We start from the raw sequence: 17736 nt of genomic DNA on the forward strand, positions 1-17736 counted from the left end.
GGCGCCCGCGATGGTAACGTCCGCGGTTCACGTCCCTGGCTCAAGGAGAACCCGGATGGTCAGCAAGCCGATCCCGAAGAACACCGTCTGCCTGTGGTACGACGGCACCGCGCTCGACGCTGCGACGTTCTATGCCGAAACCTTCCCCGACAGTTCGGTCGATGCGGTGCACCATGCGCCGGGAGATTTCCCGGACGGAAAGAAGGGCGATGTGTTGACCGTCAACTTCACGGTGATGGGCATTCCGTGCATCGGTTTGAACGGCGGGCCGACGTTCAAGCCCGACGAGGCGTTCTCGTTCCAGGTCGCCACCGACGACCAGGCCGAAACCGACCGCCTCTGGAACGCGATCGTCGGCAACGGCGGGCAGGAGAGCGCGTGCGGCTGGTGCAAGGACAAGTGGGGGCTGTCGTGGCAGATCACGCCGCGCGCATTGATCGAAGCCATCACCGATCCGGATCCGGCCGCGGCCAAGCGCGCGTTCGACGCGATGATGACGATGCACAAGATCGACATCGCGGCGATCGAGAAGGCGCGGCGGGGCTGACACGGTCGCGGTCATTCCCGCGCCCAGCCGGGAATCCAACTCTGCGAACATCATGCTCGACGGAAGCCGACATGCCCGCGCGGTGGGATCCCCGCCTGCGCGGGAATGACGGGGGAAAGGGAGGACGTGCAGGACTTCCGGCACCGGCCCAAGCCCACACCGTGGCTATAGTGGCGGCACCCACCCAGACCCAGGGGCGTTGCCGTGGTCCGATCCAGCCTTCCGCTCGTCGCCTTGCTCGCAGCCGCCACCACCGCCTCGGCCGGTGCCGTCCACGGGATCCATCCCGAGGACATCAACCGCAACGGCGATGCCTGCACCGATTTCTTCGACTACGCCAACGGCGCGTGGCGCCAGCAGAACCCGATCCCGAACTACATGGATCGCTGGAGCCGGCGCTGGCAGTCCGGTGAAGTGAATAAGGAACACGTCCGCGACATCCTGACCGAGCTGTCGGCGAAGACCGATTGGCCGAAGGGCAGCGCGGGCCAGCTCGCCGGCGATTTCTACGCCGCGTGCATGGACGAATCGCGCGTGGACGCGCTCGGCAGCAAGCCGGTGCAGCCGTGGCTCAACGAGATCGCGGCGATCAACGACAAGGTCGGCCTGCAGAAGGCGATCGGCCGCCTGCACGACGTCGGCGTCGCCGTGCCCTTCCAGCTCTATGCCGGCGAGGATCTGCACGATCCATCGAAGACCATCGCGCACATCTACGCCGGCGGCCTGGGCATGCCGGATCGCGATTACTACCTCAAGCCCGAGCCGCGCTTCGTCGAGGCCCGCGCGAAATACCTCTCGCACGTGGCGAAGATGTTCGAGCTGTCCGGCGTTCCCGCCGCGCAGGCGAAGCAGGACGCCGACACCGTGTTCGCCTTCGAAAAACGCCTGGCCGAGGCGTCGTTCGACAACGTCCAGCTGCGCGATCCGAAGCTGCAGGACAACGCGACCGCGTTCGCCGGCCTGTCGAAGCTCGCGCCGCATTTCGACTGGAACGCGTACTTCGACGCCGCGAAGATGCCGCGCAACGCGTTGAACGTGACGCAGCCGAAGTTCGTGCAGCAGGTCGACAGGGAACTGGCGACCACGCCGCTTCCGCAGTGGAAGACCTACCTGCAGTGGCACGTGCTGAACACCGCCGCCGATTCGCTGTCGCAGCCGTTCGTCGAGGAGAACTTCGCCTTCAACGGCAAGTTCCTCACCGGCGCGACCGAGATCAAGCCGCGCTGGAAGCGTTGCGCCGAAGCCACCGACAACCAGCTCGGCGAAGCGCTCGGGCAGAAGTACGTCGAGAAATACTTCCCGCCGGAAGCCAAGGCGCGCATGCAGGAGATGGTGAAGAACATCCTGCTGGCGATGGACGACACCATCAACGAACTGGACTGGATGGATCCGGCGACGAAGAAGAAGGCGCTGGAGAAGCGCGCGACCTTCTTCCCGAAGCTGGGGTATCCGGACAAGTTCAAGACCTACGATGGTGTGGTCGTCTCGCGCGATTCGGCATGGGACAACGTCGTCGCCGCATCGCGCTGGAACGTCGCCGACAACCGCAGCCAGATCGGCAAGCCGACCGACCGCAGCCGCTGGGGCATGACGCCGCCGACGTCGAATGCGTACTACAACCCGCTGCAGAACGAGATCGTGTTCCCGGCGGGCATCCTGCAGCCGCCGGCGTTCGACGTGAACGCCACCGACGCTGTGAACTACGGCGCCATCGGCGTCGTCATCGGCCATGAGATCAGTCACGGCTTCGATGACCAGGGCGCGCAGTTCGACGCTCAGGGCCGCCTCGCGAACTGGTGGACGCCGGCCGACAACAAGCAGTTCCAGGCGAAGGGCGAGTGCGTGGTGAAGCAGTTCGAGGGCTATTTCATCGAACCGGGTGTGCACCACAACGGCAAGCTCGTGCTGGGCGAATCCATCGGCGATCTCGCCGGCGCGAAGATCGCCTTCCGCGCGTACCAGAAGTCGCGCGAGGGCAAGGGCCCGGAGCCGACGCTCGACGGTTTCACGCCCGAGCAGCAGTTCTTCCTCGCATGGGGCCAGTGGCGCGGAGATGAGACGCGCATGGAAACGCAGCGCACGATGGTGCAGGGCGACCCGCATCCCATCGCGAAGTACCGCGTGAACGGGCCGCTGTCGAACCTGCCGGCGTTCCGCGAAGCGTTCCAGTGCAAGGCCGATGCGCCGATGGTGCGGCCGGACGCGGATCGCTGCGAAGTGTGGTGAGCGCAGCGTTGCGCGGTGTGGGCGCGAACGCCTACACCGCGTTGCCGGCGGCGTGGCCCGAGGCCCACGCCCACTGGAAGTTGTAGCCGCCTAGCCAGCCGGTGACGTCGACGACCTCGCCGATGAAGTACAGGCCCGGCACACGCCTGGATTGCATCGTGCTCGACGACACTTCGTCGGTATCCACGCCGCCGAGCGTCACTTCCGCGGTCCGATAGCCCTCGGTGCCGCTGGCGACGAGCGCCCAGTCCGACAGCACGGCGGCGATCTCGCGCAGCTGCGGCGCGTTGTACTGCTTCATCGGTCGGCTGGTCAGCCAGTGCTCGCACAGGCGTTGCGCAAAGCGCTTGGGCATCACCTCGCCGAGCATCGTCTTCAGCTCGGCCGCGGGGCGGTCGCGCTGCCATTGCTGCAGGGTTTCCAGCGCATCGTGGCCGGGCAGCAGGTCGAGTCGCAGGTCGTCGCCGGGCTGCCAGAACGACGATATCTGCAGGATCGATGGCCCGCTGACGCCGCGATGCGTCACCAGCATGAAATTGCTGAAACTCGCGCCGTTGCACCGCGCGGTGACCGGCAACGCGACGCCGGACAGATCGGCGAGTCGTTCCTGATGCTTGCCGCTCAGCGTCAGCGGCACCAGACCTGCGCGCGTGGGCAGCACCGCATGGCCGAACTGGCGCGCGAGTTCGTAACCGAAGCCGGTCGCGCCCATGCTCGGGATCGACAACCCGCCGCTCGCGACGACCAGCGATGGCGCGGAGAAATTCCCGCGCGTGGTGTGCACGCGGAAGCGCGCCTCGTCGCTGTCGCCGTGCCCCAGTTTCTCGATGCTGCAGCTGGTTTCCACGCGAACGCCGGCCGCGGCGCATTCGTCCAGCAGCATCTTCACGATGAGCTTGGACGACTCGTCGCAGAACAGCTGCCCCAGCTCCTTCTCGTGGTACGCGATGCCGTGGCGTTCGACCATGTCGATGAAATGCCACGGCGTGTAGCGCGCCAGCGCGGATTTGCAGAAATGCGGATTCGCCGACAGGTAGTTGGCGGGCGTCGCGCCGGTGTTGGTGAAATTGCAGCGCCCGCCACCGGACATCAGGATCTTCTTGCCGACGCGGTTGGCGTGTTCGATCACCAGCACGCGCCGGCCGCGATGGCCCGCGGTCAGCGCGCACATCAAACCCGCGGCGCCACCGCCGACGATGATGACGTCGTAGTGCCCGCCCATGCCGTCAGGCGGCTTGCGCCGCCGGTGCGATGCGGATTCGCGGGCGGAAGGCGATCACGCCGTTCTCGCCCATCAGCTGCAGTTCGCCGTCCTGGATGAGCGCGTTGAACCGCATGCTGCGTTCGATCGCCGCGCCGAGCGCTTCGACCGTGTCGGCGTCGATGTCGATGACGGTGAGGTTCGAAAGGCGCGACAACGCGACTGCGTTCTTCTCCCACCACACGTCGGAGGCGCGGCCGCCGTAGTTCACGACGACCACCTGCCGCGCGCGGCCGCAGGCCTTGCGGATGCGCGATTCGTCGGGCTGGCCCAGATCGATCCACTGCTCGATGTCACCGGTGTAGTCGCGGCGCCAGAGATCGGGTTCTTCCTCGTTGCTCAGGCCCCTGCCGAATTCCAGCCGTTCGCTGGCGAACAGTGCGAATGCGACCAGGCGCACCATCAGCCGCCCGTCGGTCTCCGACGGATGCTGGGCGAGGGTGAGCGGGTAGGTCGCGTAGTGATGCCGGTCGAGGTCGCTGACTTGCAGCTCGGCCTTGACCACGGTCGCCTTGAGCGCCATGTGCGGTTGCCTTGGGCGAAAAACGGAGCCGGCATTCTAGGCGTTTGTCGCCTCCGCTGCCGGCGGCGCCTCGATCAGCGCCCCAGCCGCGCCGGGCCGCACACGAACGCGGCGATGTCCTCGAAGCGGTACGGCTTCTGGAAGACCGGCATGTCGGCGGGCGCGCGGCATTGCGTCGCGTCGTAGCCGGTCGCCAGCACGATGGGGAAGCCGGGACGCATCCGCCGGATCCGGCGCGCGAGTTCCACGCCGTCGATTCCCCCGGGCAGTTCGACGTCGATCACCGCGCAGTCGAAACGCGTGCGTTCGAACAGTTCCAGTGCCGACCTCGCATCGGGCACCGGATGCACGCGCATTCCGACGTCGCCCAGCGCGTCCACGGCCGATTGCGCGAGCAGGTAGTTGTCTTCGACGAACAGCATCGAGCACGAGCAACGCATGGATGGTCACCTCGTGTCGCAGCTCCCCCCGCGATCCTAGCGACCGATGTTGTCGGAAATGCGTCGGAAAAATGTGGAGCCCCGGTGATACCGGCCGCGAGTGTGAAGGCGCATGGCTGGCTTCACACGGAACGTGCGTTTGCTCCATTACGTTCTTGCCGACTGCACAGGGAGCAGCGCAACCATGAACCTCACCATCCAGTGCCTTCCGCCAGGTTGGCGCCTCGAAGCATTGCCTCCGTCGCGCGACAGGCGCGAATGCGGCCTCCGATTGACCAGTCCCCACGGACAGGAAATCACCTTCGTCCACAAGCCCTTCCAGTTCGCGTGCGAGATCACGCGCGAGCTGCAGGCCGACCTGTTCGCGGCGCAGCACGTGCGCGAGCAGGGCGATCCGACGCTTCGCATCGCACGGCCCGAGCAGATCGCCGAGGACGTGCGCGCGGGCGAAATCCTCAACAACCGGCTGTGAGCCTGGACGGAGATCCAATGGAGTCGACCATGAACGAAGTCCTGCGCACGTTGCCCCCGGACTGGCGAATGGAAGTGCACGGCCCGTCCTGTGGATGGCCGAACTGCACGCTCATCATCACCAGCCCGCAGGGCCTGCAGATCCGGTTCGTGCATCGTCCCGACGAGGGCGCGCGCAAGCTCACCGAACAGCTGCAGCAGGCGATGGGCTATCGCCAGGACGTGTCCAGCTGGGGCTGAGCGGCGTCAGGGGCGTACGCGGGCGCCGACGCCGGCCTTCATTTCATCGAAGTCCAGGCCGCCGTCGGCGTTGCGGTCGAGCCAGCTGAAGCGCATCTCGAGCGCGCGGCGCAGTTCGGCGTCGTCGAGCTGGCCATCGCGGTCCAGGTCGACCGCGATCATCCGTTCCGGCGCGGTCGGCGCATCGGCCGGCTGCGGCCCGATCGCGGCCTGCAATTCGTCGGCGGACAGCAACTGGTCGCGGTTGCGGTCCGCCGTCTCGAACACGACGTCGCTGTCGTACTCGTACTTGCTCAGGACGCCGTCCCGGTTCGCATCGAGGAATTCGAAGCGCGTCCTCGCGAAGTCGTCCTTGGCCGCGTTCGCGGTGTCGAGCGGCGCGCAAAGCACCGACCCGGAGAGTCCAACGCCCAGCAGAAGCACGGTCAGCGGCAGGCGACAGGTCACGGCGAATTCCCCCTGGTGAGTTCAGCTGAAGCAACGCAGCGGGGGCGGGGGGGCGGACACCGCAAGCCTGCGCAGAAGCGGGCAAGCCCTTGGCTCCGTGCTCACATCCCGGTCCATACGCTGGCGACTCCCCCACCGGAGGTACGCCATGAGCGACAGCACGAACACGCGCGGGGAGCCGGACCGCTCCCGCATCAACGTCCACCAGGAACACGAGGTCCGCTACTGGACGCAGGCGCTGGACGTCACCGAGGAAGAGCTCCGTGCCGCGGTCGAGGCGGTGGGACCGGTGGCGGCCAAGGTGCGCGAGTACTTCCAGCGCGGCTGAACGCGGGCGCGTGGCCCGCGTTCGATTGCATCACGCCGCCGCGGCGGACTGCGTCGTGCCGAGCGCTTCGGCGAGCTGCCGGGTGACCTCGCATTCGACCTGGTACGGACGCGCGAGGTATTCGACGACCTCGCCGTTCGGGCTGGTGATGCGGATCGCACAATCCTCGAAGCGCGTCGAAGTCGGGCTGCGCGCTTCGATGCGCCAGCCGGCGGGGAGGGTCTGAGCGGGAAGATCCATACGCGTGGAGTTGTGGTTCGGGGGAGCGGTGACGCTAGCCAGCGCGGTGCATTTGCCACGTGATGTGCTGAGCGGAATGTTCAGACAACCGCCGCCGGATCGGTCAAGCTGGCCGCCGTTTCCATGCCCACCACCGATGCGCCGATGAGCGAGTCCGAAATTCCGCAGCCGCAGGTCTGGGTCGATGCCGATGCGTGCCCCGGCGTGATCAAGGACATCCTGTTCCGCGCGGCCGAGCGCGCGCAGGTCCAGGTCACGCTCGTGGCGAACCAGTGGATCCGCTGCCCGTCGTCTCGGTTCATCCGCTCGTTGCAGGTGCAGGGCGGGTTCGACGTGGCCGACAGCGAGATCGTCGAGCGCATGCAGGCCGGCGACCTGGTGGTGACGCAGGACATCCCGCTGGCGGCGCGCGTGATCGAGAAGGGCGGCGTGGCCGTGAATCCACGCGGCGAACGCTACAGCCCGGAGAACATGGCCGAGCGCCTGTCGATGCGCAATTTCATGGAGGAACTGCGCGGTGCCGGCGTGCAGACCGGCGGCCCGCCGGCGTTCCATGCGCGGGACCGGCAGGCCTTCGCGAACCAGCTGGACCGATGGCTCGCGCAGCGTCCCAAACCCCGCGGCACGACACTCGGCTGACCGCACGCGCCGCCCGCAGCCCGGACACGACCGCCATCACGACCACGCCCACGCCTTCACGGTGAATGGGCCGCTGCATGCGATCCTGAGGAACATGAACGACCTCGCGCACGCGTACGATCCCGCCGCCGCATCGGCGAAGCTGCGCCTTTACGAGGCGATCATGCAGGCGACGCCCGACCTGGTGTACGTCTTCGATCTCCAGCACCGCTTCATCTACGCCAACGACGCGTTGCTGACGATGTGGGGCCGCAGCTGGGACGACGCGATCGGCAGGACCTGCCTCGAACTGGGCTACGAGCCGTGGCACGCCGCCATGCACGACCGCGAGATCGAACAGGTCATCGCGACGGGCCGGCCGATCCGCGGCGACGTTCCGTTCCCGCACACGACCAAGGGCGTGCGGATCTACGACTACATCTTCACCCCCGTGTTCGATCCCGACGGGCGCGTGGAGGCCATCGCAGGCACCACGCGCGACGTGACCGAGCGGCAGGAACATGAAAAGCACATGCAGCTGATGGTCAACGAGCTCAACCACCGCGTGAAGAACACGCTGGCGATGGTGCAGTCGCTCGTGTTCCAGACGCTGGACGGCGCGCCGGACCCGGACGAAGCGCGGGAGAAGATCGAATCCCGCCTGCTCGCGTTGTCGGATGCGCACAACATCCTCACGCGCGAGAACTGGCAGGGCGCGGACATCGCCGACATCGTCGAAGGCGCCGCCAGCCTGTTCCAGCAGCGTGCAGGCGAACGGTTCGACATCACGGGCCCGACCGCCATCCTCGAACCGCGTCGGACCGTAGCGCTGGCGATGGCGTTGCACGAGCTCTGCACGAACGCGATCAAGCATGGCGCGTTGTCGGTGCCGGGCGGGCGCGTCGGCATCCATTGGGAGTTCGACGCGACGCGTAGCGCCGTACAGCTGCACTGGAAGGAGACGGGTGGCCCCGAGGTCACGCCTCCAACGCAGTTCGGCTTCGGCTCGACGCTGCTTCGACGCGGCCTGAAGCACGATCTGGGCGGCGAGGCGACGCTGGCATTCGAACGCGACGGGCTGCGATGCGACATCGTCATTCCCTTCACGAGTCCATAGAGTGCAGGCCGCGATGGAATTGCGCGTACTGATCGTCGAGGACGAGTTCCTCATCGCCTCGATGCTGGAAGCCCACCTGGTGCGGCTGGGCTACACGGTGCCGCCGATCGCCGCGACGGTGGAGGAGGCGCTGTCGATCCTCGAGCAGAACGAGATCCACCTCGCCGTGGTCGATATCAACCTCGCGGGTACTGCCTCGTATCCGGTCGCCGACGCGCTCAAGGCGCGCAGCATCCCCTTCGTGTTCACCACCGGCTACGGCCAATCGGGTCTGCCGGAGCCGTACCGCGCGTTTCCAATCGTGCAGAAGCCGTACCGCATATCGCGGCTGGAGCCGATCCTGCGTGGCCTGCTTCCCGAGGTGTCGACGCCGTAACCGTCACCGTGCGTCGGCACGCCTCCGTGTCCAATCCGGTCCATGGCCAAACGCGACCGCGACACCCACGGCACCGACGCCTTCGTGCGTGTTCGCGGCGCACGCGAACATAACCTGCGCGAGGTCGACGTCGACATACCCCGTGACGCGCTGGTGGTGTTTTCGGGCGTATCGGGCTCGGGCAAGTCGTCGCTGGCCTTCGGCACGCTGTACGCCGAGGCGCAGCGGCGTTACCTCGAATCGCTGTCGCCGTACGCGCGCCGCCTGATCGACCAGGTCGGCGTGCCCGACGTGGATGCGATCGAAGGCCTGCCGCCGGCTGTCGCGCTGCAACAGCAGCGTGGTACCCCGAACGTGCGCTCGACCGTGGGCAGCATCACGACGCTGTCGAGCCTGCTTCGCATGCTGTACTCGCGCGCCGGCACGTATCCGCCGAAGCAGCCGATGCTGTTCGCGGAGGATTTCTCGCCCAACACGCCGCAGGGCGCGTGTCCGAACTGCCACGGCCTGGGCAGCGTGTACGACGTCACCGAGCAGTCGATGGTGCCCGATCCATCGCTCAGCATCCGCGACCGGGCCATCGCGTCGTGGCCGCCGGCGTGGCACGGGCAGAACCTGCGCGACATCCTGGTGACGCTCGGCTACGACGTCGATGTCCCGTGGTCGCAGCTGCCGAAGAAGGACCGCGACTGGATCCTCTTCACCGAGGAAACGCCGACGGTGCCGGTGTATCCCGGCTTCACGCCCGCGCAGACGCGCACGGCGCTCAAGCGCAAGACCGAGCCGGCGTACATGGGCACCTTCACCGGTGCGCGTCGCTACGTGCTGCACACCTTCGCGACCACGCAGAGCGCGCTGATGAAGAAGCGCGTGTCGCGCTTCATGACCGGCGCGCCGTGCCCGGTGTGCGGGGGACGACGCCTCAAGCGCGAGGCGCTGTCGGTGACCTTCGCCGGCCTGGACATCGGCACGCTGTCGCAGCTGTCGCTCGATCGCATCGCGCAGACCTTGAAGCCCGCCGCGGAAGGCCACTTCGAGGCGTCGACGAATACGCGCACGCGCAGTCGCGCGGCGAGCCGGAAGGATGTCGAAACGCGCGTCGCATCGGGAGGCTCGGCGCATGCCGGAAGCTCCGACGTGCGCCGCACGCCCGATCTGTCCGAGGAAAAGCGGATCGCCGCGCAGCGCATCGCGCACGACCTCATCGAACGCATCGGCGCACTGCAGGCACTGGGGCTCGGCTACCTTGCGCTGGATCGACCGACGCCGACGCTGTCGCCCGGCGAACTGCAGCGGCTGCGTCTGGCGACGCAGATTCGCTCGAACCTGTTCGGCGTGGTGTACGTGCTCGACGAACCGTCGGCCGGGCTGCATCCGGCCGACAGCGAGGCGCTGTACGACGCGCTCGACCAGCTCAAGGGCACGGGCAACACGCTGTTCGTCGTCGAACACGACCTCGAGCTGATGCAGCGCGCCGACTGGCTGGTCGATGTCGGCCCCGGCGCGGGCCAGCACGGTGGCAAGGTGCTCTACAGCGGTCCTCCCAAGGGACTCGCGAACGTCGAGCCGTCGATGACGCGTCGCTACCTGTTCGACGGGCGCGCCGTGCGGCGCACGCCACGCACGCCCACGCGCTGGCTCGAACTGCGCGGCGTGCATCGCAACAACCTGCACGGCGTGGACGCGCGATTCCCCATCGGTGCGTTCACGTCCGTCACGGGCGTGTCGGGCTCGGGCAAATCCAGCCTGGTCAGCCAGGCGCTGGTCGAACTGGTCGGCGACCACCTCGGCCACGAACCGGCGGTGGAAGAAGGCGAGGGCGATGCGCCGTCGATGGGGCCGATCGTCCGTACCGTCGGACGGCTCGGCGCCGGGAGCGATGCAATCCGCCGGCTGGTCAACGTCGACCAGAAACCCATCGGCCGCACGCCGCGCTCGAACCTGGCGACCTACACCGGCCTGTTCGACCACGTGCGCAAGCTGTTCGCGGCGACGAAGACCGCGAAGTCGCGACGGTACAGCGCGGGGCGGTTCTCCTTCAACGTCGCGCAGGGACGCTGCGAAACCTGCGAGGGCGAAGGTTTCGTCAGCGTCGAACTGCTGTTCATGCCGAGCGTCTACGCGCCGTGCCCGACCTGCCACGGCAGCCGCTACAACGCGAAGACGCTCGAAGTCGAATGGAACGGACGCAACATCGCGCAGGTGCTGGCGATGACGGTGGACGAGGCGCGGACGTTCTTCAAGGCGGAGAGCGTCGTCGAGCGGCCGCTTACCTTGTTGCACGAAATCGGCCTGGGCTACCTGCGGCTGGGCCAGCCGGCCACGGAGCTGTCGGGCGGCGAGGCGCAGCGCATCAAGCTCGCCTCCGAACTCCAGCGCAGCCAGCGTGGCGACACGCTGTACGTGCTCGACGAGCCGACGACGGGCCTGCACGCGGCCGACGTCGACAAGTTGATGGCGCAGCTTCACGGTCTCGTCGATGCGGGCAACACGGTCGTCGTCATCGAGCACGAAATGCGGGTCGTCGCCGACAGCGACTGGGTGATCGACCTGGGCCCCGGTGCGGGCGAGGAGGGCGGACGCATCGTCGCGGCCGGCACGCCCGACGAGGTGAGCCGCGCGAACGACAGCCGCACGGCGCCGTACCTGCGGAAGTCGCTGGGGTAGCGGTTCGGCGCTCAGGGCGCCGGTCGTTCGCCGCTCGCTGCGTCGGATGCTCCCAGCGTCGGCGGCGTATCCGACGTGCCTGCAAGCCGCCGGCGGAACAGCGCCACGCGCGCGAGCAGCAGCGTCGTGACGGGAACGGTGATCGCCAGGAACACCGGAATCAGCAGGGGATGCATGGCCAGACGCCCCTCGAGTGCCGAGAAATACAGCACGCCCGCCAGCGCCACGCACCAGCTGCCGATGGTGTACGTCAGTGCCGGCGGATGCATGCGCAGGAAGAAGCCCGGCAGCCGCAGGAACCCCAGCGCGCCGATCACCACGAACACGCCGCTGAAGAACAGCAGTGCAGCGACGACGATCTGGAGCCAGAACGGAACGTCGTTCATTCGATGACCTCCCCGCGCAGGATGAACTTCGCCATGCCCGCCGAGCTGACGAAGCCGAACAGCGCGATCAGCAGCGCGACTTCGAAGTAGAGGTCGCTCTGGTGGAAGATGCCGATCACCAGCACCACCAGCATCGCCTGCATGTACAGCAGGTCCAGCGCGAAGACGCGGTCCTGCGCGCGCGGACCGCGAAGCAGCCGCACCAGCACCATGAGCGATGCCAGCGTGTAGCAGCCCAGCGTGAAGGCGATGGCGTAGAACAGCAGCGTGCTCATTCGAAGATCTCCCGGAGCGGCGCCTCGTAACGCGCCTTGAAGCGGGCGACGAAGTCGGCCTCGTCCGGCGCGTCCCACACGTGCAGCAGCATCGCGCTGCGATCGACCGCCAGTTCCGACCACACGGTGCCCGGCACGACGGTGGTCACCATTGACAGGACGGCCAGTCCGACCGGATCGCGCAGGTCCAGCGGGATCACGACGAAACGGTGCGCCGGCCGATGCCAGCGCCACCGCACCACGCCCCACGCGACGACGAGGTTGGAATGCACGACATCGCCGCAGATGAGCAGCGTGTAGCGAAGGATCGCGAATGGATGGCGCGCGCGCGACGGCGGCCAGAAGCTGGACACCAGCACCGGCACGCCGATCGCGACGATGAGGCCGAGCACGATATGCCCGGCGCTCGCGCTGCGCGCCAGCAGGAGCCAGATCGCGAGCAGCGCGACCGACAGCGCGGGCGAGGGCAGGAGGCGGCGAAGGACGGTCATGGCGTCTCGACCTGCGGGTATTCGGGCTTGGTCGGGCCCGGGCGCGGCGGCGTGCCGAACACCGCATCCACGTACGGGCGCGGCGCGTGCAGGTACGTCGCCGTGGCCGTCGTGTAGCGCAGGACCGGATCGGCGAACACCGTCAGCGCCACGCACGCACCGAGCAGGACCAGCACGGCGCCGCTCTCGACGACCTTCAGCCGCGGCGCGAAGCGGCCGCCGCTCGCCCAGAAGTGGCGGATGCCCGCGCGCACCAGCGAGATCGTCGTGAACAGGCTGGAGCACAGCAGCAGCGTCATCAGGATCCATGTCGAGCTGGAGGCCGGGTGCGCCTGGTCGCCGACGATCGCCGTCAGGATCGCCGCCTTCGACAGGAAACCCGACAACGGCGGCAGTCCCGCGACCAGCAGCGAACACGCCATGAAGGCCAGGCCCAGTGCCGCGACGGACACGGGGAATGCGCGCCCCACCAAGGGCAACTGTTCGTCGTCGAGGTTGTCGTCCTCGTCGGGCATCGCGTCGTAGACCGGGCGCTGCGCGTGTCGCTCCGAACGCGTGCGCTGCACGGGTTCGACCATCAGGAACAGCGCGCTCACCGCGAAGGTCGAACTGATGAGGTAGAACAACGCCGCCGCAGCGGCCGCGATCGAGCCCGTGGCGAAGGACGCCATCAGCGTTCCGGACGTGACGATCACCGAGAACGCGGCGATGCGGTCCAGGCGGATCGACGCGAGGACGCCAATGGCGCCGAAGGCCAGCGTCGCAAGGCCCGCGGCCAGCAGCAGCGGTCCGCCGAACTGCGTGGACGCGCCGTCCACCGCGGGGAACAGCAGCATCCACAGCCGCAGCACCGCGTACACGCCGACCTTCGTCATCAGCACGAACAGCGCCGCGACCGGCGTGCTCGCCGCCGTGTACGCCGGCACCAGCCACGCGTTGAGCGGCCACACCGCGGCCTTGATCAGGAACGCCATCGCGAGGATCGCCGCACCCGCGTGCAGCAGGCCGCGGTCGGACAACGGCACCAGCGGCACCTTTGCCGCGACGTCGGCCATCGACAGGGTGCCCATCACGCCGTAGAGGATCGCCAGGCCGATCAGGAACAGCGACGACGCCAGCAGGTTGATCGCGATGTAGTGCATGCCCGAACGCACGCGCGGCCATCCCGAACCGTGCAGCTGCAGGCCGTACGACGCGGCGAGCATCACCTCGAAGAACACGAACAGGTTGAACAGGTCGCCGGTCAGGAACGCGCCGTTGATGCCCATCAGCAGGATCTGGAACAGCGGATGGAAGTACGAGCCCGTGCGCGACCAGCCCGCCGCGGCGTACAGCGACGTGCCCACGCCCACGATGCCGACGACCACCAGCATCAGCGCCGAAAGCCGGTCGGCGACCAGCGCGATGCCGAACGGCGCCGCCCAGTTCGACGTCAGGTGCACCGCGACCGCGTCCGGCCCCGTCGCGTGGTTCACGTGCCACAGGATCGCCACGGCGGCGGCGAGGCCCGCGCAGCTGGCGAAGATGTTGACAAGCGATCCCCGCAGCCGGCGCGAATCGCGGATGAGCAACAGCACGGCCGCCGCCATCATCGGCAGGACGACGGGCGCGATGATCAATGCGGCGTTCGGATTCATGGCGCGTCCTGCTCGCCATCGACATGGTCGGTGCCACTGAAGCCGCGCGCGGCCAGCAGCACGACCAGGAACAGCGCCGTCGTGGCGAACCCGATGACGATCGCGGTCAGCACCAGCGCCTGCGGCATCGGGTCGCTGTAGTTCTGCAGGTCGGCGGGCTGTCCCGGCGTCACGATCGGCGGATGGTCGATCGACAGGCTGCCCATGCTGAAGATGAACAGGTTCACCGCGTACGACAGCAGTACGAGTCCCATGACGACCTGGAACGTGCGCGGGCGCAACACGAGCCATACGCCGGCACCGCCGAGCACGCCGATCACCAGTGCGAGCAGGATTTCCATCAGGGGCGGCCTCCGGTGGTCGACGGATGCGGCGCGGGCGCCTGTTTCCGGATCGACTGATGCGCCAGCGCGGTGAGGATCAGCAGCGTCGATCCGACGACCACGCCGAGCACGGCGAGATCGAAGAAAGCCGCGCTCGGCAGGTGGACTTCACCCAGCACCGGCAGCGTGACGTGCGCGGTGTGCGTGGTCATGAACGGATAACCGAGCGCCACCGATCCCAGGCCGGTGAGACCGGCGATGAGCAGGCCGATGGCGATCCATCGCGTCGGACGCACGCGCGTGCGCGCCTCGACCCAGCGCGTGCCGGACACGATGTACTGCATCAGCAGCGCGATCGCGACGATCAGGCCAGCGACGAAGCCGCCACCCGGTTCGTTGTGTCCGCGAAGGAAGTAGTGCGCGGCGACGACAAGCGCGACCGGCATCAGCAGTCGCGCGATGACCGACGGCACCAGCAGGTAACCGCGCGCGAACGCATCGGAACGGCGCGGCTTCATCAGGTCGGTCGCGCGTTCCTGCGGCACGGCGCGTTGCTGGTCGGGCTGCGCGATGCTTTCGGCAGGCGGGCGGAAACGCCGCAGCAACGCGTACACGGTGAGCCCCACGGCGCCGAGCACCGTGATCTCGCCCATCGTGTCGAACGCGCGGAAGTCGACCAGCATGACGTTCACCACGTTGGTGCCGCCGCCGCCGGGCAGCGCGTTGCCGAGGAAGAACGGCGAGATGCTCTGCGGCGCAGGCCGCGTGAGGAACGCGAACGACAGCGTCGCCAGCCCGCCGCCCACGACGACCGCCAGCGCCAGATCGCGCACGCGGCGCGCGCGGTCGCGCAGCGTCGCGCGTTCGCCCGGTTTCTCCATGCGCATCGGCAGCCAGCGCAGGCCGAGCAGGAACAGCATCGTGGTCACCACTTCCACCACGATCTGCGTCAGCGCCAGGTCGGGCGCGGAGAACCACGCGAACGTCAGGCACGTCACGAGCCCCGCGCCGCCCATGAGCGTGATCGCGACGAGGCGGTGGTATTTCGCCGTCGCAGCGGCGCCGACGGCGCAGATCATCCCGATGATCCACAACACGACGAACGCATACGACGCCGGCACGCGCGGTCGATCGCCCCAGCTCAGCGTGAAGCCGCGCGCCGCGAAGGATGCCAGCACGACGCTGGTGGCGATCACGATGAAAAGCTGCGGCTGCAGGTGACGCGTGGTGCAGGCGTTCAGCACGTCGCGGGCGCCGCGCGTGATCGCCAGCATGGTCGATTCGAACAGCTCGCGGCCGTTCCAGCGCGAGATGAGCGGCGGAAGCACGAGGCGTCCGCGTTCCTGCATCGCACGCAGCCACACGTAGCCGACGATGCCGCCGCCGATGGCGACCAGGCTCATCGCCAGCGGCAGGTTGAAGCCGTGCCACAGCGCGAGGCTGTACGCGGGCAGCGTGCCGCCGACGACCGGCAGCGCCGCGGCGTCGAGCACCTTGCCGATGGCGAAGGTTGGTGCGACGCCGACGATCACGCACGCGGTCACGAGGAAGAAGATCGGCATGCGCATCCAGCGCGGGGCTTCTTCGGGCGTGCGCGGAAGGTCGGTCGAGGGCGGGCCGAAAAAGATGTCGTAACCAAAGCGGAGCGAATACACGACCGCGAACAACGAGGCGACCGTCGCCAGCACCGGCAGCGTCCATTCGATGACGGGCGATGCGGACAGGAAGACCGTCTCGGAGAAGAACATCTCCTTCGACAGGAAGCCGTTGAGCAGTGGCACGCCGGCCATCGCAGCGGTGGCGATCAGCGCGAGCGCACCCGTGCGCGGCATCGAACGGATCAGGCCGTTGAGCCGGCGGAGATCGCGCGTGCCGGTCTCGTGGTCGACGATGCCCGCGGCCATGAACAGCGATGCCTTGAACGTCGCGTGGTTCATGATGTGGAACACCGCCGCGACCGCGGCCAGCGGGCTGTTGAGGCCGAGCAGCAGCGTGATCAGGCCGAGGTGGCTGATCGTCGAATACGCGAGCAGGCGCTTGAGGTCGTTCTGGAACATCGCCAGGTACGCGCCCAGCAGCAGCGTGATGCCGCCCGCACCGCCGATCAGCCAGAACCATTCGTCGGTTCCCGACAGCACCGGCCAGAACCGCGCGAGCAGGAACACGCCCGCCTTCACCATCGTCGCCGAATGCAGGTAGGCCGACACCGGCGTGGGCGCCGCCATCGCACGCGGCAGCCAGAAGTGGAACGGGAACTGCGCGCTCTTGGTCAGGGCGCCGATCGCGATCAGCGCCAGCGTCGCGGGATACCACGCGTGCGCCTTGATCCTGTCGCCAGATGCAAGCACGTCGTCGAGCTGGAAGCTGCCCACGATCTGCCCCAGCAGCACGACGCCGGCGAGCAGGCACAACCCGCCGGCGCCGGTCACCACAAGCGCCATGCGCGCGCCGCGCTGCGCATCGGTTCGGTGGTACCAGTAGCCGATGAGCAGGAACGAGGCGAGGCTGGTGAGTTCCCAGAACACCACCAGCTGCAGCAGGTTGCCCGACATCACCACGCCGAGCATCGCGCCCATGAAGGCCAGCAGCATCGCGTAGAAGCGCGCGGCCGGGTCTTCCGGCGACATGTAGTAGCGCGCGTACAGGCAGACCAGCACGCCGATGACCGAGATCATCACCGCGAACATCCACGCGAATCCGTCGAGGCGGAACGCGAGGTCGAGGCCGATCGACGGCATCCAGTGGATCGTCTCGCGGATCACGCCGCCGCCGCGCACCATCGGGAACGAGGTGAGCAGCACGACGGACACGACGGCCGCGATCATTCCGGCGAACGCCGCGATCAGCGTGCGCGAGCGTGTCGGCAGGACGGCGGCGAGCAGGCTGCCGATGAAGGGCAGGGCGACGAGCGCGAGGAGCGATATCGACGTCATCGGCAGTGCGCGGCGCGATCGAACGCACGAGCCGGACCGCCGGAAAGTTCGGCGGCCAGCAGGGTGCGGCGCGGAGGCGTCGCACGGAAGAGGGGTTGGATCATGGCAAACCTCGCCGTCGGGTCGTCGCGGATGAACCGCGGAAGGGCCAAGGAGGTGTCAGGTCACTGTAGCCTGCGAACGCAACACC

20 protein-coding genes are annotated in these 17736 nt (G+C 67.9%); 9 read left to right on the forward strand and 11 right to left on the reverse strand.

Annotated elements, in window-relative coordinates:
- The first annotated feature begins 55 nt into the window (after nt 1-55).
- Nucleotides 56-547, forward strand: coding sequence for a VOC family protein (locus DX912_RS08685; RefSeq protein ID WP_115842115.1), 492 nt, complete (start codon nt 56-58; stop codon nt 545-547).
- Nucleotides 548-751: 204 nt separating this feature from the next.
- A complete protein-coding gene (locus DX912_RS08690) occupies nt 752-2773 on the forward strand; it encodes a M13 family metallopeptidase (protein WP_115842116.1) in 2022 nt (673 codons plus the stop codon).
- 31 nt (nt 2774-2804) lie between these two features.
- On the opposite strand, the gene DX912_RS08695 is transcribed toward DX912_RS08690, so the two are convergent.
- The 3 genes from DX912_RS08695 to DX912_RS08705 all read right to left on the reverse strand — a co-directional run bounded on the left by DX912_RS08695 (nt 2805) and on the right by DX912_RS08705 (nt 4997).
- Nucleotides 2805-3995, reverse strand: coding sequence for a BaiN/RdsA family NAD(P)/FAD-dependent oxidoreductase (locus DX912_RS08695; RefSeq protein WP_115842117.1), 1191 nt, complete (start codon nt 3993-3995; stop codon nt 2805-2807).
- Nucleotides 3996-3999: 4 nt separating this feature from the next.
- The gene (locus DX912_RS08700) at nt 4000-4557 is read right to left on the reverse strand and encodes a YaeQ family protein (RefSeq protein WP_115842118.1); all 558 of its coding nucleotides are present in this window, start codon (nt 4555-4557) and stop codon (nt 4000-4002) included.
- A gap of 74 nt (nt 4558-4631) precedes the next feature.
- Nucleotides 4632-4997: a response regulator gene (locus DX912_RS08705; RefSeq protein ID WP_115842119.1), complete on the reverse strand. Its 366-nt coding sequence runs from the start codon at nt 4995-4997 to the stop codon at nt 4632-4634.
- Nucleotides 4998-5268: 271 nt separating this feature from the next.
- Between DX912_RS08705 and DX912_RS08710 the strand changes: the two genes are divergently transcribed.
- Both DX912_RS08710 and DX912_RS08715 read left to right on the forward strand, forming a co-directional pair.
- Entirely contained in the window at nt 5269-5469 is a 201-nt protein-coding gene (locus DX912_RS08710; RefSeq protein WP_147298604.1) for a hypothetical protein, read from the forward strand.
- 29 nt (nt 5470-5498) lie between these two features.
- Nucleotides 5499-5708, forward strand: coding sequence for a hypothetical protein (locus DX912_RS08715; protein ID WP_147298605.1), 210 nt, complete (start codon nt 5499-5501; stop codon nt 5706-5708).
- A 6-nt stretch (nt 5709-5714) separates the two neighbouring features.
- On the opposite strand, the gene DX912_RS08720 is transcribed toward DX912_RS08715, so the two are convergent.
- Nucleotides 5715-6155 (reverse strand): EF-hand domain-containing protein, encoded by a 441-nt coding sequence (locus DX912_RS08720; RefSeq protein ID WP_115842122.1) that lies wholly within the window; start codon nt 6153-6155, stop codon nt 5715-5717.
- 148 nt (nt 6156-6303) lie between these two features.
- Here DX912_RS08720 and DX912_RS08725 point away from each other — a divergent pair, with 148 nt between their 5' ends.
- On the forward strand, nt 6304-6483 hold the full coding sequence (locus tag DX912_RS08725) for a DUF3606 domain-containing protein (RefSeq protein WP_115842123.1): 180 nt from the start codon (nt 6304-6306) through the stop codon (nt 6481-6483).
- Nucleotides 6484-6513: 30 nt separating this feature from the next.
- On the opposite strand, the gene DX912_RS08730 is transcribed toward DX912_RS08725, so the two are convergent.
- Nucleotides 6514-6723, reverse strand: coding sequence for a hypothetical protein (locus DX912_RS08730; protein WP_115842124.1), 210 nt, complete (start codon nt 6721-6723; stop codon nt 6514-6516).
- Nucleotides 6724-6867: 144 nt separating this feature from the next.
- Here DX912_RS08730 and DX912_RS08735 point away from each other — a divergent pair, with 144 nt between their 5' ends.
- From DX912_RS08735 to DX912_RS08750, 4 genes are all read left to right on the forward strand, one after another.
- Nucleotides 6868-7362, forward strand: a complete 495-nt coding sequence (locus DX912_RS08735; RefSeq protein WP_115842343.1) for a YaiI/YqxD family protein — start codon at nt 6868-6870, stop codon at nt 7360-7362.
- Nucleotides 7363-7456: 94 nt separating this feature from the next.
- Nucleotides 7457-8458 carry a sensor histidine kinase gene (locus DX912_RS08740; RefSeq protein ID WP_115842125.1) on the forward strand — a complete coding sequence of 334 codons (1002 nt, stop codon included), beginning with the start codon at nt 7457-7459 and terminating at the stop codon, nt 8456-8458.
- 13 nt (nt 8459-8471) lie between these two features.
- Nucleotides 8472-8834: a response regulator gene (locus DX912_RS08745; protein ID WP_115842344.1), complete on the forward strand. Its 363-nt coding sequence runs from the start codon at nt 8472-8474 to the stop codon at nt 8832-8834.
- Nucleotides 8835-8876: 42 nt separating this feature from the next.
- Entirely contained in the window at nt 8877-11501 is a 2625-nt protein-coding gene (locus tag DX912_RS08750) for an excinuclease ABC subunit UvrA (protein ID WP_115842126.1), read from the forward strand.
- An 11-nt stretch (nt 11502-11512) separates the two neighbouring features.
- Here DX912_RS08750 and DX912_RS08755 read toward each other — a convergent pair whose 3' ends face one another.
- Genes DX912_RS08755 through DX912_RS08780 form a run of 6 tightly spaced genes read right to left on the reverse strand, consistent with a single transcriptional unit; the run spans nt 11513 to nt 17546 of the window.
- A complete protein-coding gene (locus DX912_RS08755) occupies nt 11513-11887 on the reverse strand; it encodes a Na+/H+ antiporter subunit G (RefSeq protein ID WP_115842127.1) in 375 nt (124 codons plus the stop codon).
- The gene (locus DX912_RS08760; RefSeq protein ID WP_115842128.1) at nt 11884-12162 is read right to left on the reverse strand and encodes a K+/H+ antiporter subunit F; all 279 of its coding nucleotides are present in this window, start codon (nt 12160-12162) and stop codon (nt 11884-11886) included. The genes DX912_RS08755 and DX912_RS08760 overlap by 4 nt, the downstream gene beginning before the upstream one ends.
- Entirely contained in the window at nt 12159-12653 is a 495-nt protein-coding gene (locus tag DX912_RS08765; protein WP_115842129.1) for a Na+/H+ antiporter subunit E, read from the reverse strand. The genes DX912_RS08760 and DX912_RS08765 overlap by 4 nt, the downstream gene beginning before the upstream one ends.
- Nucleotides 12650-14290 carry a monovalent cation/H+ antiporter subunit D gene (locus tag DX912_RS08770; RefSeq protein WP_115842130.1) on the reverse strand — a complete coding sequence of 547 codons (1641 nt, stop codon included), beginning with the start codon at nt 14288-14290 and terminating at the stop codon, nt 12650-12652. Before DX912_RS08770 ends, DX912_RS08765 begins: the two co-directional genes overlap by 4 nt.
- The gene (locus tag DX912_RS08775; protein WP_115842131.1) at nt 14287-14631 is read right to left on the reverse strand and encodes a Na+/H+ antiporter subunit C; all 345 of its coding nucleotides are present in this window, start codon (nt 14629-14631) and stop codon (nt 14287-14289) included. Before DX912_RS08775 ends, DX912_RS08770 begins: the two co-directional genes overlap by 4 nt.
- A complete protein-coding gene (locus DX912_RS08780; protein ID WP_220340779.1) occupies nt 14631-17546 on the reverse strand; it encodes a monovalent cation/H+ antiporter subunit A in 2916 nt (971 codons plus the stop codon). The genes DX912_RS08775 and DX912_RS08780 overlap by 1 nt, the downstream gene beginning before the upstream one ends.
- Between the last annotated feature and the right edge of the window lie 190 nt (nt 17547-17736).

The organism is Lysobacter soli, assembly GCF_003382285.1.
Classification (GTDB): domain Bacteria; phylum Pseudomonadota; class Gammaproteobacteria; order Xanthomonadales; family Xanthomonadaceae; genus Lysobacter_J; species Lysobacter_J soli.

Bases quoted from the DNA above. Each gene is read 5' to 3' on its own strand.
- DX912_RS08685 (WP_115842115.1), top strand. From the start codon at position 56: ATGGTCAGCAAGCCGATCCCGAAGAACACCGTCTGCCTGTGGTACGAC.
- DX912_RS08695 (WP_115842117.1), bottom strand. From the start codon at position 3,995: ATGGGCGGGCACTACGACGTCATCATCGTCGGCGGTGGCGCCGCGGGT.
- DX912_RS08700 (WP_115842118.1), bottom strand. From the start codon at position 4,557: ATGGCGCTCAAGGCGACCGTGGTCAAGGCCGAGCTGCAAGTCAGCGAC.
- DX912_RS08705 (WP_115842119.1), bottom strand. From the start codon at position 4,997: ATGCGTTGCTCGTGCTCGATGCTGTTCGTCGAAGACAACTACCTGCTC.
- DX912_RS08715 (WP_147298605.1), top strand. From the start codon at position 5,499: ATGAACGAAGTCCTGCGCACGTTGCCCCCGGACTGGCGAATGGAAGTG.
- DX912_RS08725 (WP_115842123.1), top strand. From the start codon at position 6,304: ATGAGCGACAGCACGAACACGCGCGGGGAGCCGGACCGCTCCCGCATC.
- DX912_RS08730 (WP_115842124.1), bottom strand. From the start codon at position 6,723: ATGGATCTTCCCGCTCAGACCCTCCCCGCCGGCTGGCGCATCGAAGCG.
- DX912_RS08735 (WP_115842343.1), top strand. From the start codon at position 6,868: ATGAGCGAGTCCGAAATTCCGCAGCCGCAGGTCTGGGTCGATGCCGAT.
- DX912_RS08740 (WP_115842125.1), top strand. From the start codon at position 7,457: ATGAACGACCTCGCGCACGCGTACGATCCCGCCGCCGCATCGGCGAAG.
- DX912_RS08745 (WP_115842344.1), top strand. From the start codon at position 8,472: ATGGAATTGCGCGTACTGATCGTCGAGGACGAGTTCCTCATCGCCTCG.
- DX912_RS08750 (WP_115842126.1), top strand. From the start codon at position 8,877: ATGGCCAAACGCGACCGCGACACCCACGGCACCGACGCCTTCGTGCGT.
- DX912_RS08755 (WP_115842127.1), bottom strand. From the start codon at position 11,887: ATGAACGACGTTCCGTTCTGGCTCCAGATCGTCGTCGCTGCACTGCTG.
- DX912_RS08760 (WP_115842128.1), bottom strand. From the start codon at position 12,162: ATGAGCACGCTGCTGTTCTACGCCATCGCCTTCACGCTGGGCTGCTAC.
- DX912_RS08765 (WP_115842129.1), bottom strand. From the start codon at position 12,653: ATGACCGTCCTTCGCCGCCTCCTGCCCTCGCCCGCGCTGTCGGTCGCG.
- DX912_RS08770 (WP_115842130.1), bottom strand. From the start codon at position 14,290: ATGAATCCGAACGCCGCATTGATCATCGCGCCCGTCGTCCTGCCGATG.
- DX912_RS08775 (WP_115842131.1), bottom strand. From the start codon at position 14,631: ATGGAAATCCTGCTCGCACTGGTGATCGGCGTGCTCGGCGGTGCCGGC.
- DX912_RS08780 (WP_220340779.1), bottom strand. From the start codon at position 17,546: ATGACGTCGATATCGCTCCTCGCGCTCGTCGCCCTGCCCTTCATCGGC.